Origin of the sequence: Streptomyces sp. NPDC090083 (genome assembly GCF_044747445.1) — a bacterium.
GTDB lineage: Bacteria > Actinomycetota > Actinomycetes > Streptomycetales > Streptomycetaceae > Streptomyces.
Window position 1 is genome coordinate 1068723 of sequence record NZ_JBIVED010000002.1, and the last position, 14575, is coordinate 1083297.

The following is a 14575-nucleotide window of genomic DNA, read 5'->3' on the forward strand; positions in this document are numbered from 1 at the left end:
CAATCCTCCCCTGTGGGGGACTTGTGCTCCATCTGTGGCGAAAAAGCTGATGAGCACAACGGTCGGGCGTCGTGGAAAGCGGCGGAAACGCGAGGGGCCCGGTGACCTTCACGGTCACCGGGCCCCTCGTCCGTTCGCGACTACAGCGCGCCGAAGCCCACCTTGCGCGGGGCCGCCTCGCCGAGCTCGACATAGGCGAGCCGCTCGGCGGGGACGAGGACCTTGCGGCCGTGCTCGTCCACCAGGCTCAGCAGCGGAGCCTTCCCGGTCAGCGCCTCGGACACGGCCTGCTCGACCTCTTCGGCGCTCTGACCGGTCTCCAGAACGATCTCGCGAGGCGTGTGCAGCACGCCGATCTTGACCTCCACGGCTATGTCCCTCCGACGGTCAGCAAAGTGCGCGATCATCCGCGCCGTACGCAGCACACACTAGCCCGGCGAGGGGACGTAGATGTTCCGCGCCGGAACGCCAAGAGCGAACAGCCGGTGGGAACAAACCCGGGCCCGCGGCGGTCAGTGGTGCTGTTCGCTGCCGTGCAGCGGGAAACCGGCGATGCCGCGCCATGCGAGCGAGGCCAGCAGCTGGACCGCCTGGTCGCGCGGGACGCTGCGGTCGCTGTGCAGCCACGAGCGGGCGACGACCTGGGCGAGACCGCCGAGGCCCGAGGCCAGCAGCATCGACTCGGCGCGCGACAGACCGGTGTCCTCGGCGATGACGTCGCAGATCGCCTCGGCGCACTCGTTGGTCACCTTGTCGACGCGGGCGCGCACGGCCGGCTCGTTCGTCAGGTCCGACTCGAAGACCAGCCGGAAGGCGCCGCCGTCGTCCTCGACGTAGGCGAAGTACGCGTCCATGGTCGCGCGGACGCGCTGCTTGTTGTCCGACGTCGACGCGAGCGCGGTCTGCACCGCCTGGATCAGCGACTCGCAGTGCTGGTCGAGGAGGGCGAGGTAGAGGTCGAGCTTGCCCGGGAAGTGCTGGTAGAGCACCGGCTTGCTGACGCCGGCGCGCTCGGCGATGTCGTCCATCGCGGCCGCGTGGTACCCCTGTGCGACGAAAACCTCCTGGGCGGCGCCCAGCAGCTGGTTCCGTCGGGCACGGCGCGGCAGGCGGGTGCCCCGCGGGCGCGCCGCCTCTGTCTGCTCGATGGCTGTCACGCCGCCTCCCAAAATCGTCCTCGTGCGGTGAGCGCCGCGTGGCCATCGTACTTTTCGGTAACCGTGGTGTGCGCGGTGCGAGCGCAGAATTTCACGGACCGGACGGCGGGGAAAGCCGCGCAAAGTGTTTCGAAGAGGGATGGAGCGGGCAAGGGAGCGCGCTTCACCGTCGGTTTTCGGCCCTCTACGGGGGCCGGGAAGGGGAGGACGGCCGTGCCCCTCAGCGGTAGTCGTCCTCATCGAGTGACACGACCCGCGCCTGTTCGATGACATCGGCTACGTCGGCCTCGTTCGCGGAGTCCGGGTCCACACCGGTGAGGGGATCGCCGCCGTCCGGTGTCACGTCGGCCGACTGTTCGGCGGTGTCCTCCTCCGGGGCCTCGACATCGAGCTCGGGGGTGGCGCTCTCGTCCGCGAAGGTCTCGGGATCGGTGGGGTCGACGGCCATGGCGGGCTCCCTTCCTGGACTGTGACCGGGTACGTCGATGCGTCTCTGTACGGGTGCCCTGGTACGAGCCTAGGAGACACCTGATCCGTACGCCATGCCATGCCGGGGTCCGGGCGGACTCCGGGCGGAGGCCGGACGGGGTCCGAGTGGGGTGCCGAGGGGTGTGACCTGGCCTGTGACGGCGAACACATGAGCCACTGCGTGATCGTCTCGTAACATTGGCGCATGTCTTCGACAGAGCTGCCCTCCGTGCCGGCCGCCAGCGTGCTCCCCAAGGTGGCGCCCGTCCGGGTCGGCGAGGGGGAGCGGCTCAGGTCGGTCGGGCTGCCGGGGATCACGCTGACCGTGCGTTCCAGGCCGCCCGCGCGCGAAGGACTCCCGCCCGCGCTCTACGTCCACGGGCTCGGCGGTTCCTCGCAGAACTGGTCCCAGCTCATGGCCGAGCTGGACGGCCGGGTCGACAGCGAGGCCCTCGACCTGCCGGGCTTCGGCGACTCCCCGCCACCGGACGACGGCGACTACTCCGTCACCGGGCACGCGCGCGCGGTCATCCGCTACCTGGACGCGGCCGGGCGCGGTCCCGTGCACCTCTTCGGCAACTCGCTCGGCGGCGCGGTCACCACGCGCGTGGCCGCGGTCCGCCCGGACCTGGTGCGCACGCTGACACTGATCTCCCCGGCCCTGCCGGAGATCCGCGTCCAGCGCTCGGCCCTGCCGACGGCACTGCTCGGCGTCCCCGGCGTCGCGGCCCTGTTCACCCGCATCAGCCGGGAATGGACGGCCGAGCAGCGCGTCCGCGGCGTCCTCGGCCTCTGCTACGGCGATCCCGGCCAGGTCACCCCGGAGGCGTTCCGCTACGCGGTCGAGGAGTTGGAGCGACGCCTCCAACTCCCGTATTTCTGGGACGTGATGGCCCGTTCGTCCCGGGGCATCGTGAACGCGTACACCCTGGGCGGCCAACACGGCCTCTGGCGCCAGGCCGAACGCGTCCTCGCCCCCACCCTCCTCGTCTACGGCGGCCGCGACCAACTCGTCGGCTACCGCATGGCCCAGCGCGCGGCCCGCGCGTTCCGGGACTCCCGTCTGCTGTCGCTGCCGGACGCGGGGCATGTCGCGATGATGGAGTACCCGGAGACGGTGGCCACGGCGTTCCGCGAACTGCTCGCGGACACGGGGGAGTTGGGCGAGCGGCAGGAACCGGTGGCTTCTGCCGGTCGTGCGGGCGCGGACTCCAGGGCGCGTTCCGACGCCGATTCCGGCGCGGATGCCGTGAGGGGCCGTCGTACGTCCGAGGGGGACGGTTTCGGCCGAGGCGGCGGGAGCGGGGCGCGAGGGTCCCGGGGTGGCGGTTCGGTGAGTACGGTGAGGGGTGCCGACGGCGCGGGAACGGGTGCGGGAACCGGTTCCGGCGCCGCGGGCGATGGCAGCAACGACGATACGAACGCGGGGAGTTGAGGGGGCGACGTGGGACGCCATAGTCGCCGTAGGTCCCCTGGGAAGGGTGACTCCGCGGGCGAGGGGACGGGGACGGCGGCCAGGGCGGGGGATTCCGCTGAGGGGCTGAACTCGCGGGACGGGCAAGGGGTGCCGTCTGGTCGGGGGGCGTTGCCTGGTCAGCGGGGGGCTCGGTTCTCGGATGGGTCGCCTGGCCGGCAGGAAGCCCGGCCTTCCGACGGGACGCCTGCCCGTGGTGTACCTCGTTTCCAGGACGGGACTCCGGCGCGGGGTGTTCCGCGTGTCCAGGGGGCGGTGTCCCCGGAGGGCGCGTCGCGGTTCGTGGACGGGACTCCTACGGGTGGGGTGCCGCGGGTTCAGGGCTCTTCGGGTGTGCGGGGTGGGGCGGGGACCGGGGACGGGACCCCGGCTCACGGTGTGCCGCGTTTCCAAGGTCAACCTCCGGTTCAAGGAGGCCCGCGACTCCCCGACGGCACCCCCGCGCACGGCGTACCGCGCTTCCAGGGGACGGTGCCCGGACAAGGGGAGCAGCGTTTTCCTGACGGGACTCCGGTCCATGGGTCATCGCGGTTCTTTGGCGGTGGGCGTGACGCCGGAGGGCCGCGACTTCCTGACGGCAGTCCCGCGCGCGGGGGCCCGCGTTCGCGGGACGGCATGCCCGGGCAGGGTGGACCTGGGTTCCGGGACGGGACTCCGGCACACGGTTTTCCCCGGCTTCCGGACGGGACCCCGGCCCACGGGTTTCCGAGGCTGCCCGACGGCACTCCCGCGCGCGGTGTTCCCCGCGTGCCGGACGGCACTCCGGCGCACGGCACCCCCCGTTTCTCCGACGGCACCCCGGCGCACGGCTTTCCCCGGCTGCCGGACGGCTTCCCCGCGCGTGATGTGCCCCGTTCACCCGACGGCACCCCGGCGCACGGCACCCCTCGCTTCCCCGGCGGCACTTCCCGCACCCCCGCCGGCCACCCCGAGCAGCCCGAATCCGGGGGCGGTTGGGGTGAGTTGAGGGGACGTACCGGTGTCGGACCCGGCGGATCGCCCGGGGCCACTCAGGGGCCCGGCGTTCCCATCCCCCGTCAGCGGCAGGCTCCTCAGGCCGTGCCGCAGGGCCGCCGTCACGGCGCTCGGGGGCCTCGGCAGGAGTACGTCGACGCGTTCGAGGTGGACGACGACGTCTTCGCGCCAAGGCGTGAGGCCGCGACGAACGCCTCCGACCCGTACGGCTCCGTCACCGACTGGACGCCCGAGACCGACGACGCCGAGGACGCGCCCCCCGCCGACCAGGACCCCGCGCCCGCGAAGGGCCGCAAGGGACGGACGTACACCGGCATCGCGGCCGCCGCCGTCACCACCGTGCTGGCCGTCATCGTGGCCGGGCAGGTCGCGCAGGACGAGGACCGGGACGGTGCGCGGTCGCAGGCGGCCACCGACCAGGCGCGGGACGCGCGCGAGAGCGCCTCGGCGCAGGCGAGCCCGTCGAGTTCGCCACGCCTGGTGGCGCTGACGTACGCCCAGAAGATGGCCAAGAAGTACCCGCTCGGCGCGAAGCTCAAGGGGCCGGACAAGTTCGACGCGGTGCCCGGTGTCGACAAGGCGCCCGGCAAGGGGCGCAAGTACACGTACCGCGTGGACGTGGAGCAGGGGCTCGGGCTGGACGGGACGCTCTTCGCGGAGGCCGTGCAGAAGACGCTGAACGACAAGCGGAGCTGGGCCCACAACGACGCCCGTACCTTCGAGCGGATCTACACGGGCAAACCGGACTTCGTCATCACCTTGGCCAGTCCTGGTACCACCGCCACGTGGTGTGCCAAGTCGGGGCTCGACACCACCGAGGACAATGTGTCGTGCGACTCGGCGGCCACCGAACGCGTGATGATCAACGCGTATCGATGGGCTCAGGGGTCGACGACATATGGGGACAAGATGTACGCGTACCGCCAGATGTTGATCAACCACGAGGTCGGTCACCGTCTCGGTTACGGGCACGTGACCTGCGACAAGGACGGCGAGTTGGCTCCGGTCATGCAGCAGCAGACCAAGTTCCTCGACCACGACGGCATCCACTGTCTCGCGAACCCCTGGCCGTACCCGGGCAGTTGACAGGCGACGCTTATGTCACATTGACACGAGCGGCAACTTCCTTCATATTTTTGGGCATGTGGTCTAGTCATGTTCCGAACCGCGCCGCCATCGAGCTGGCGCTCATCGGCGTGACCCCGATCTGCGTGGCCGACATTCTCTGTCGCTGAACACCGCCCCTGGCGTTTGTGTCGCGACCCACATCACCATGCCCTTGCCGCATGACCTAGGCAGGGATTTTTCGACGACCCGACGCCGGGGCAGACGGCTGTTCACGTCCGTCTCACTCCTCGTCCATCAGTCTCACTATTCGAGAAGTCTCCTGGAAACCCCAGCGGGATTCCCGAAAGTCACCCGAGAGGTCGTTATTCCGATGCGTCAACCGTCCGTCATAGCCCGGCGCGTGGCCGTGGCATCCGTCAGCCTGGCCGTGGCAGCGGGTGCCGCCGCCTGCGGGCCGAAGGACAACGATGCCAACGGCTCCGGCGGTGACTCCACGCCCCACAAGGGCGGCACCCTCACGGTCCTGAACGCGCAGCCCCAGGAGGACTTCGACCCCGCCCGCCTGTACACGTCGGGCGGCGGCAACGTCCCCTCCCTCGTCTTCCGCACCCTCACCACCCGCAACCGCGAGAACGGCGCGGCCGGCGCCAAGGTCGTCCCGGACCTCGCCACCGACACCGGGCGCCCCAACAAGGACGCGACCGAGTGGACGTACACCCTCAAGAAGGGCCTCAAGTACGAGGACGGTACGGCGATCACGTCGGCCGACATCAAGTACGGCATCGAGCGTTCCTTCGCCGCCGAACTCTCCGGCGGCGCGCCCTACTTGAGGGACTGGCTGGTCGGTGCGGCCGACTACCAGGGGCCCTACAAGGACAAGAAGGGGCTCTCGGCCATTGAGACGCCCGACAGCCGGACCATCGTCTTCCACCTGAACAAGCCCGAGGGCGAGTTCCCGTACCTCGCCACCCAGACGCAGTTCACGCCCGTCCCGAAGGCGAAGGACACGGGGACGAAGTACGAGCAGCACCCGATCTCCTCGGGTCCGTACAAGGTCGTCAGCAACCAGAACGACGGTGAGACGATCGTCCTGGAGCGCAACACGTACTGGTCCACCGCGACGGACGCCGAGCGCAAGGCCTACCCGGACAAGATCAACGTCAGGTCCGGGCTCGACTCGTCCGTGATCAACCAGCGGCTCTCCGCGTCCCAGGGCGCGGACGCCGCCGCCGTCACCACGGACACCAACCTCGGTCCCGCCGAACTGGCCAAGGTGACCGGCGACAAGACATTGGCCGCACGCGTCGGCACCGGACACTTCGGCTACACGAACTACATCGCGTTCAACCCCAAGGTCGCGCCGTTCGACAACCCCAAGGTGCGCCAGGCCATCTCGTACGCCATCGACCGCTCGTCCGTGGTGAACGCGGCGGGCGGCTCGTCGCTGGCCGAGGCCGCGACCACCTTCCTGCCGAACCAGAAGTCCTTCGGCTACGACCCCTACGACCTGTTCCCGGCGGGTGCGTCCGGCAACGCGGCGAAGGCCAAGGAGCTGCTCAAGGAGGCCGGTTACCCGAAGGGGGTCACCGTCACCCTGACGCACTCCAACGACAAGGACTTCGAGACCAGCCCGGAGATCGCGACCGCGATCCAGGACGCGCTCAAGAAGGCCGGCATCACCGTCAAGCTCCAGGGCCTGGAGAGCAACGACTACAAGGACAAGATCCGCAACGTCAAGACCGAGCCGGGCTTCTTCCTCGCCCACTGGGGTGCCGACTGGCCCTCCGGCGGTCCCTTCCTCGCTCCGATCTTCGACGGACGCCAGATCGTCAAGGACGGCGCGAACTTCAACACCGGCCTGCTCAACGACAAGTCGGTCAATGACGAGATTGACTCGATCAACAAGTTGACGAACCTTGACGAGGCCGCCAAGCGGTGGGGTGCACTGGACAAGAAGATCGGCGAGCAGGCCCTGACCGTGCCGCTGTTCCACCCCGTCTACAAGCGACTGGTCGGCAAGGACATCAAGAACGTCGTCATCAGCGACTGGACCGGCGTCCTGGACATCTCCCAGGTCGCGGTCAAGTAACCCCATGAGTGAGGCACTTGTCGCCTCCCAGGCCGCCGGGACGGACCTCTCCGTCCCGGCGGTCTCGGGGGCCCGTCAGTTCTGGCGGCGGCTGCGAGCGCAGCGCGCCGCCCTCGTCGCGGCGGCCGTCGTCGCCCTGCTCGTCCTGGTCGCGCTCGCCGCGCCGCTGCTCACCGCCATCGAGGGCCAGGACCCGTTCACCTACCACCCCTCGCTCATCGACTCCGCGCGCGGCGGTGTGCCGACCGGCTCCCTCGGGGGCATCACCGGCGACCACTGGCTCGGCATCGAACCGCAGACCGGACGCGACCTCTTCGCCCGGCTCGCCTACGGCGCCCGGGTCTCCCTGGGCGTCGCCCTGGGGGCGACCGTCGTCCAGGTCTTCGTCGGAGTCGTGATCGGCGTCGCCGCCGGGCTCGGCAGCCGATGGGTTGATCAACTGTTGAGCCGGGTCACCGACATCATCGTGGCGATGCCGTTGATGATCATGTCGTTGGCACTGCTCGCGATCGTCCCCGACAGCTTTCCGCGCCCCTTGCTGGTCGCCCTGGTCATCGGCCTGATCGCCTGGGGCAACGTCGCGAAGATCGTGCGCGCCCAGACCCTGACCCTCAAGGAACTCGACTACGTCGCCGCGGCCCGGCTCAGCGGCTGGGGCACCTGGCGCATCGCCCGCCGCGAACTGCTGCCCGGCCTCGCCGCGCCCGTCATCACGTACGCCGCGCTCCTCTTCCCGATGAACATCAGCGCCGAGGCGGCCCTTTCCTTCCTCGGAGTCGGCGTGAAGCCGCCGACGCCCTCCTGGGGACAGATGCTCACCGCCGCCGACGTCTGGTACCAGGCCGCGCCGCAGTACCTGCTGCTGCCCGCCGGCGCCCTCTTCGTCACCGTGCTCGCGCTGACCGTCCTCGGCGACGGCGTCCGCACCGCCCTCGACCCCCGCGCGGCATCCCGCCTGCGCGTCGGCACAGGGCGCAAGCGCGAGGCGAAGGCGGCCGCGAAGTCCGGCCGATCAACGGTTGACCCGAACGTCAATGCGGTCAAGTCGGCCGACGCGGACGTCAATCCGGTCAACCCGATCAACACGGTCAAGACAGGCTCGGCAGGCGTCCATGACGTCAAGTCGTCCGGTGCCGGCGTCGACACGATCAAGTCGACCGGCGCGAACGGCACGAAGGAGGACCCGGCATGAGCGGCTTCGGAGGCTTCGTCCTGCGCCGGGCCATCGGCACCGTGATCACCCTGCTCGCCATCTCGGTGATCATCTACGTGGTCTTCTACGCCACCCCCGGCAACGTCGCCCAGATCACCTGCGGCCCGCGCTGCTCCCCGGAGCAAGTGCACCAGGTCGCCCAGCAGTTGAGGCTCGACGACCCGCTGTACCTCCGCTACTGGCACTTCCTCCAGGGCATCCTCGTCGGCACGGACTACTCGACGGGCACCTCGGTCGAACACTGCGCGGCGCCCTGCCTCGGCCAGTCGTACCAGGGCGACCGGCAGGTCACCCAGCTGATCCTGTCGAAGCTGCCGGTCAGTCTGTCCCTGGTCTTCGGCGCGATGATCCTGTGGCTGATCCTCGGCGTCGGCACCGGCATCCTGTCCGCGTGGCGGCGCGGCCGGTTCACCGAGCGCCTGCTGACCGGCATCACCCTCGCGGGCGTCGCCACCCCGGTGTTCGTCATCGGCCTCGTCCTGATGATCGTCGTCTGCGGACAGTTGCAGCTGCTGCCCTTCCCGCAGTACGTCAGCCTCACCGACGACCCCGAACAGTGGGCCTGGAACCTGCTCCTGCCCTGGTTGTCGCTGGCCCTCATCGAGGCCGCCACGTTCGCCCGGCTCACCCGGGCGTCGATGCTGGAGACCCTCGCCGAGGACCACATCCGCACCTTCCGCGCGTACGGCGTCGGCGAGCGGTCCATCATCGGACGGCACGCGCTGCGCGGGGCGCTCGCGCCGGTCATCGCGCTCAACGCCAACAACGTCGGCTCGGCGATCGGCGGCGCGGTCCTCACCGAGACCCTCTTCGGACTGCCCGGCATCGGACAGGAACTCGTCCACGCCGTCAACGTCGTCGACCTGCCGGTGGTCGTCGGCATGGTCCTGGTCATCGGCTTCTTCGTGGTCATCGCCAACGCCGTCGCGGACGTGCTGTACGCGGTGGCCGACCGACGGGTGGTGCTCGCATGAGTTCGCTGGACGGCTCGACGGACGCTTCGGCGGACGTCCTGGTCGACGTCACCGACCTGACGGTCGCCTTCGGCTCCCTGAGGGCCGTCGACGGCCTCTCCTTCACACTGGAGAAGGGCGCGGCCCTCGGCCTGGTCGGCGAGTCCGGCTCCGGCAAGTCCACCGTCGCCTCGGCCCTGCTGGGCCTGCACCACGGCACGGGCGCCGACGTCGGCGGCTCGGTCCGCGTGGCCGGCATCGACGTCCAGGAGGCGTCCGACGCGGACCTGCGACGGCTGCGCGGCGGCAAGGCGGCGATGGTCTTCCAGGACCCGCTGTCCTCCCTGGACCCGTACTACGCGATCGGCGACCAGATAGCCGAGGTCTACCGCGTGCACACGCGCGTGTCCCGTCGTGCCGCACGCGCGCGTGCCGTCGACGTCCTGGACCGCGTCGGCATCCCGGACGCGGTACGGCGGTCCCGTTCGCGACCGCACGAGTTCAGCGGAGGCATGCGGCAACGCGCCCTCATCGCGATGGCGCTCGCCTGCGAACCCGACCTGCTGATCGCCGACGAGCCCACGACCGCACTCGACGTGACCGTGCAGGCGCAGATCCTCGACCTGCTGCACACGCTGCGCGAGGAGACCGGCCTCGGCCTGCTGCTCGTCACGCACGACGTGGGTGTCGCCGCCGAGAGCGTCGACGACATCCTCGTCATGCGGCACGGGCGGGCCGTCGAACACGGGCCTGTGGACGCCGTGCTCGGAGCACCGGCCGAGGCGTACACCCGGGACCTGCTCGGCGCGGTCCCGCGCGTGGACGCCCCGCGCGCGCGCTCGGCGGCGCCCTCCGAGCCCGCGGAGGTCGTCCTGGAGGCGACGGGCCTGCGGCGTGAATTCGGGCGCGGGAAGCGGGCGTTCGCGGCCGTGGACGACGTGTCGCTGACCATCCACCGGGGCGAGACCCTCGGCATCGTCGGCGAGAGCGGCAGCGGCAAGACGACCCTGGGCCGGATGCTGGTCGGGCTCCTGGAGCCGACGGCCGGCGAGATCACGCCCGGCGGCGGGGTCCGCCCCGACGTCCAGATGGTCTTCCAGGACCCCGTCTCCTCCCTCAACCCCCGCCGCAGCGTGGGCGAGTCGATCGCCGACCCGCTCCGCGCGCGGGGCGAACGCGACGAGAAGAGCATCCGGGGGCGCGTACGCGAACTCCTGGAGCGCGTGGGGCTCGAAGGGGCGCACTACGACCGCTACCCGCACGAGTTCAGCGGTGGCCAGCGCCAGCGCGTGGGCATCGCACGGGCGCTCGCGGCCGACCCGCGCGTGATCGTGTGCGACGAGCCGGTCTCCGCGCTCGACGTCACCACACAGGCCCAGGTCGTCGCCCTGCTGGGCGAACTCCAGCGCGAACTGGGCCTCGCCCTCGTGTTCGTCGCCCACGACCTCGCCGTCGTCCGCCAGGTCAGCGACCGGGTCGCGGTGATGCGCCGCGGAAGGATCGTTGAACAAGGCCCCGCCGACGAGGTCTACGACGCGCCCAAGGACCCGTACACGAAGCAGCTCCTGGCCGCCGTACCCGCCCTCGATCCCCAGGTCGCGGCCCGACGCAGGACGGCCAGGCGGGAGCTGGCGACGACGTGACGGTCGCGTCGCGACGACGGGACGGTCACGTGGCGACGACGGAACGGTGCCGTCCGCACGACGGGACGGTGCCGTCCCCGCGACGGTGCCGTCCCGTCCGCGCGACGCTACGGTCCCGTCGCGACGACGTGACCGGCACGTCGCTACGGCGCCGTAGCGACGGCACGCCGACGGGCTGACGTTCCGTGCGCGATTGATCCCTTAGCGCGACCGAACGCGAACCGCACGGGAAAGTTACGCCTGTTCACCCCTTTTGGTGGCGCGATGGACAACCGTCCGTCGCGCCACCGCCTTGTCCGCATACGTTCGTCCCGCTGCGAGCCGCCGGGTCAACGGCGGCTCCCCATATGGGAGATCGGGGGTGTACTCGTGCGCATAGGACTGCTTACGGAGGGTGGCTATCCGTATGTGGGCGGTGACGCCGGACTCTGGTGCCACCGGCTCGTACGCGGGCTCGGGCAACACCAGTTCGACATCTACGCGCTCAGCCGCAGCGAACGCCAGGAGAGCGAGGGCCGGCTCGAACTGCCGCCCCAGGTCGGCCGGGTGCGCACCGCCCCGCTGTGGAGCGCCGAGGACGACGGAGTCACCCTCGGGCGCCGCGCACGCCGGCGGTTCCGTGAGTGCTACGAGGAACTGGCTGCCGTGCTGTGCACGGGCGACGGCCAGGTCGCGGAGGTGTCGGAAGGGGCCCGGGGCGAGCAGGAGGCGCCGTCCGCCCATGTGGCGGACCGTTTCGCCAACGCGCTGTACGGGCTCGCCGAACTCGCCCGCGACGAGGGGGGACTCGTCGGCGCGCTGCGTTCCGAAAGCGCCGTACGCACGCTCGAACGCGCCTGTCGCGCGCCCGGCGCACTCCGCTCGGCCCGCGAGGCGCGCGTACCCGAACTCCTCGCCGTAGCCGCCCACGTGGAGCGCGCCCTGCGCCCCCTCTCGCTCGACTGGTACGAGGACGACGCCCTCGGTTCCGTGGACCTCTGCCACGCGACGGCCGGCGGCACCGCGGCCCTGCCCGGACTGCTCGCCCGCCACTTCGCCGGCGTACCGCTGCTCGTGACCGAGTACGGCGTGCAGCTGCGCACGCACTACCTGGCCTCCGCCGACGCGTCGCCCGCCGTGCGCGCGCTGCTCGCCGCCTTCCACGTCAGGCTGGCCACCGAGATCTACCGGCAGGCCGAGCTGATCACCCCGGGCAACAGCCACACCCGCCGTTGGCAGGAACGCTGCGGCGCCGACCGCACGAAGCTGCGCACGGTCCACCCCGGCATGGAGGCGACCCGCTTCGCGGAGGTGGGCGAGGCGCCCGACGGCGCGGACCCGGACACGCTGGTGTGGGTCGGCCGGATCGAACCCGCCAAGGACCTGATCTCCCTGCTGCACGCCTTCGCCGAGATCCGCAAGGAGGAGCCCAAGGCGCGCCTGCGGATCGTCGGCGCACCCTCCGGCGCCGAGGGCCACGCGTATCTCGGCCACTGCCGAGCGCTGGCCGCCCAGCTCTTCCCCGACGAGGCCGAGGGCGTGCACGCGGTCGGCGACAACCCGGTGTCCTTCGAGGAGATCGGCGGCCCGGAGGCCCCGACCCTCGCCGAGGCGTACGCGGCCGGCACGGTGATCGTCCTGTCGAGTGTCGTCGAGGGCTTCCCGGTCGGCCTGGTCGAGGCCATGTTCTGCGGCCGGGCGACCGTCTCCACGGACGTCGGCGCGGTGGTCGAGGTCATCGGCGGCACGGGACTCGTCGTACCCCCGCGCAATCCGCGGGCGCTCGCGGAGGCGTGCGTGAGCCTGTTGCGCAACCCGGAGCGCCGGGAGCGGCTGGGCGCCGCCGCACGCGCCCGCGCGCTCGAACTGTTCACCGTCGAGCAGAACATCGCGGCATTTCACGGCATTTACCTGGAGATCGTTTCGCACTCCCCGGTCTGCCGGGTCGTCCTCGACGAGGCGGGCGAACCCCTCCCCTTCGCGGCCCCCGCCGAGGGCCACGTGCCCGGCCGCTGGACCGGCCCCGTGGGCCGCCGTGTCGTGGCCCGCGGCGGACCCGCCTGGGCGACCGGAACGCCCGTACGCGCCACACCTCCCCTGCCCGCCACGGAGGCGACCCGATGAGCGGCCTCGGCGAACTCGACCGCCCCGGGACGCCCGGGAGCGCGGAGGCGTGGGACGCGCGGTCGGAGCAGTGGCTGGAGGGGAGGGGGGAACCGGAGGCGGCGCCGGGCACGGACGGAACCGCACCGGGCGAGCTGCAGGCAGCGGCGCGGCACGGCGATGACGACGTGAACGATGCCGCCGCCCTGGCCGCGCCCGACTCGCGCACCCCCCGCTCCCCGGCCGACCCGCAGCGACCACGCGCAGGCGCGGCCCCCGCACCCACTCCCCGTGGGACCGACCGCAAGGCCGCCACCCCCGCCCGGCGTGGCGCGGCAGACCCCGTCAAGACGCTGATGCACCGTCACCGTGAGCTGTGCGAACGGGCCGTCGACCCCTTGGAGATCGCGGCGGGCCTTGAGGCGCACGGTGTCACCGACCGGACCGCCGCGCGCTTCCGGCACCGGAACGTCTTCTCGCTCGCCGAGGAGATGTACGCACGCGTGCCCCGCGACGACGCGGCGGCCCCGCACTCCGACGTCGTCCCCGAACCGGCACCCCGCGCGGCATGGGCCGCACTCGCCCTCCTGCCCGGAGTCCTCTGCGCCGCGGCCGTCACCGGGGTCCGGCTCACGGACGGTCGGCCGCGGCTGACGGTGGCTGTCGTCGGCGTGCTCGCGGTGGCCCTAGGGGTGCGCGTCGCCCTCGGCCGAGGCCCCCTGAGCTACCCGCCCGGCACGCACGCGTGGCGCACGCCCCCCGGCACCCGCCTGTGGACGTACTGGCTCCTCGCCTACGCCCTCCTCGGCGACGGTCTGCTCCGCGCCGCGGACGACGGCGGCCCCGACGGGCTGCCCACAAGCCTCGCGGGCGGCCTCTGGCCCACGGCCACCGCACCGGTCCTCGCCCTCACCCTGGCCTGCGCCCCCGCGGCCTGGTGCGCGCACCACTTCGCCGTGCGCGCCCGCCGCAAGCTCGCGACCAGCCGTGGACTTGAGGACTTCGCCGACTCCGTACAGCCGCTGCTGCTCGGCACGTTCGCCCTGTTCGTGTGCGCCCTGGCCGCCCTCCTCGCGCTCTGCGGCGCGGCCCTGGGGGAGCCCGCCGCCTACGCGCAGGGCATCACCCTGGGCGCCCTGCTGCTGCTCGCCCGCCTCCTCACCGTCCACGGCTTCACCCACGCCCCGGCCGTCGCCCTCGGCGCGGCAGCCGTGACGGAGGGAACGGCCCTGGCCCTCGATCTCATCGGCCGGCTCCCCGGCTGCGGCTTCCTGGCCACCCCCGTCGAAACCGTCCTGACCTCCTGCGGCCCCGGCGGCATTCCCGCCCTGGCCTGCGGAGCGGCCGCCCTGATCCTCCTGTTCCACACCACCCGCACGCTGACCAGAGCCTCCGCGCACGCGCCGGCGAACGAGCCGCGGTGACCGCCGTGCCCCGCACCGGGCAGAGCCGT

At 71.6% G+C, this 14575-nt stretch carries 12 protein-coding genes; 9 read left to right on the plus strand and 3 right to left on the minus strand.

Annotated elements, in window-relative coordinates:
• Positions 1–140: 140 nt before the first annotated feature.
• From ACIPTO_RS10625 to ACIPTO_RS10635, 3 genes are all read right to left on the minus strand, one after another.
• A complete protein-coding gene (locus ACIPTO_RS10625) occupies positions 141–368 on the minus strand; it encodes a DUF3107 domain-containing protein (RefSeq protein WP_366323546.1) in 228 nt (75 codons plus the stop codon).
• A gap of 144 nt (positions 369–512) precedes the next feature.
• Positions 513–1157 (minus strand): TetR/AcrR family transcriptional regulator, encoded by a 645-nt coding sequence (locus tag ACIPTO_RS10630; RefSeq protein WP_328932655.1) that lies wholly within the window; start codon positions 1155–1157, stop codon positions 513–515.
• 220 nt (positions 1158–1377) lie between these two features.
• Positions 1378–1605: a hypothetical protein gene (locus tag ACIPTO_RS10635; protein WP_366323544.1), complete on the minus strand. Its 228-nt coding sequence runs from the start codon at positions 1603–1605 to the stop codon at positions 1378–1380.
• Positions 1606–1830: 225 nt separating this feature from the next.
• Here ACIPTO_RS10635 and ACIPTO_RS10640 point away from each other — a divergent pair, with 225 nt between their 5' ends.
• The 9 genes from ACIPTO_RS10640 (at position 1831) to ACIPTO_RS10680 (ending at position 14546) form a co-directional block, all read left to right on the plus strand.
• Complete coding sequence (locus tag ACIPTO_RS10640) at positions 1831–3060, plus strand: alpha/beta fold hydrolase (RefSeq protein WP_401190723.1); 1230 nt, start codon at positions 1831–1833, stop codon at positions 3058–3060.
• Positions 3061–4221: 1161 nt separating this feature from the next.
• Positions 4222–5160, plus strand: coding sequence for a DUF3152 domain-containing protein (locus ACIPTO_RS10645; RefSeq protein WP_401190725.1), 939 nt, complete (start codon positions 4222–4224; stop codon positions 5158–5160).
• A gap of 56 nt (positions 5161–5216) precedes the next feature.
• Positions 5217–5309: an Ms4533A family Cys-rich leader peptide gene (locus ACIPTO_RS10650; protein WP_328679234.1), complete on the plus strand. Its 93-nt coding sequence runs from the start codon at positions 5217–5219 to the stop codon at positions 5307–5309.
• A gap of 203 nt (positions 5310–5512) precedes the next feature.
• A complete protein-coding gene (locus ACIPTO_RS10655) occupies positions 5513–7231 on the plus strand; it encodes an ABC transporter substrate-binding protein (protein ID WP_401190727.1) in 1719 nt (572 codons plus the stop codon).
• Positions 7232–7235: 4 nt separating this feature from the next.
• Positions 7236–8423, plus strand: a complete 1188-nt coding sequence (locus ACIPTO_RS10660; protein ID WP_401190729.1) for an ABC transporter permease — start codon at positions 7236–7238, stop codon at positions 8421–8423.
• Positions 8420–9418, plus strand: coding sequence for an ABC transporter permease (locus ACIPTO_RS10665; protein WP_366323534.1), 999 nt, complete (start codon positions 8420–8422; stop codon positions 9416–9418). The genes ACIPTO_RS10660 and ACIPTO_RS10665 overlap by 4 nt, the downstream gene beginning before the upstream one ends.
• On the plus strand, positions 9415–11040 hold the full coding sequence (locus tag ACIPTO_RS10670; protein WP_401190731.1) for a dipeptide ABC transporter ATP-binding protein: 1626 nt from the start codon (positions 9415–9417) through the stop codon (positions 11038–11040). Before ACIPTO_RS10665 ends, ACIPTO_RS10670 begins: the two co-directional genes overlap by 4 nt.
• Before the next feature lie 369 nt (positions 11041–11409).
• On the plus strand, positions 11410–13143 hold the full coding sequence (locus tag ACIPTO_RS10675; protein ID WP_401190733.1) for a DUF3492 domain-containing protein: 1734 nt from the start codon (positions 11410–11412) through the stop codon (positions 13141–13143).
• The gene (locus tag ACIPTO_RS10680) at positions 13140–14546 is read left to right on the plus strand and encodes a hypothetical protein (protein ID WP_401190735.1); all 1407 of its coding nucleotides are present in this window, start codon (positions 13140–13142) and stop codon (positions 14544–14546) included. Before ACIPTO_RS10675 ends, ACIPTO_RS10680 begins: the two co-directional genes overlap by 4 nt.
• The last annotated feature ends 29 nt before the right edge of the window (positions 14547–14575 follow it).

What these genes read in the sequence shown, in the direction of transcription:
- ACIPTO_RS10635 (WP_366323544.1), bottom strand. Translation starts at nt 1,605, where the DNA reads ATGGCCGTCGACCCCACCGATCCCGAGACCTTCGCGGACGAGAGCGCC.
- ACIPTO_RS10640 (WP_401190723.1), top strand. Translation starts at nt 1,831, where the DNA reads ATGTCTTCGACAGAGCTGCCCTCCGTGCCGGCCGCCAGCGTGCTCCCC.
- ACIPTO_RS10650 (WP_328679234.1), top strand. Translation starts at nt 5,217, where the DNA reads ATGTGGTCTAGTCATGTTCCGAACCGCGCCGCCATCGAGCTGGCGCTC.
- ACIPTO_RS10655 (WP_401190727.1), top strand. Translation starts at nt 5,513, where the DNA reads ATGCGTCAACCGTCCGTCATAGCCCGGCGCGTGGCCGTGGCATCCGTC.
- ACIPTO_RS10660 (WP_401190729.1), top strand. Translation starts at nt 7,236, where the DNA reads ATGAGTGAGGCACTTGTCGCCTCCCAGGCCGCCGGGACGGACCTCTCC.
- ACIPTO_RS10665 (WP_366323534.1), top strand. Translation starts at nt 8,420, where the DNA reads ATGAGCGGCTTCGGAGGCTTCGTCCTGCGCCGGGCCATCGGCACCGTG.
- ACIPTO_RS10670 (WP_401190731.1), top strand. Translation starts at nt 9,415, where the DNA reads ATGAGTTCGCTGGACGGCTCGACGGACGCTTCGGCGGACGTCCTGGTC.
- ACIPTO_RS10680 (WP_401190735.1), top strand. Translation starts at nt 13,140, where the DNA reads ATGAGCGGCCTCGGCGAACTCGACCGCCCCGGGACGCCCGGGAGCGCG.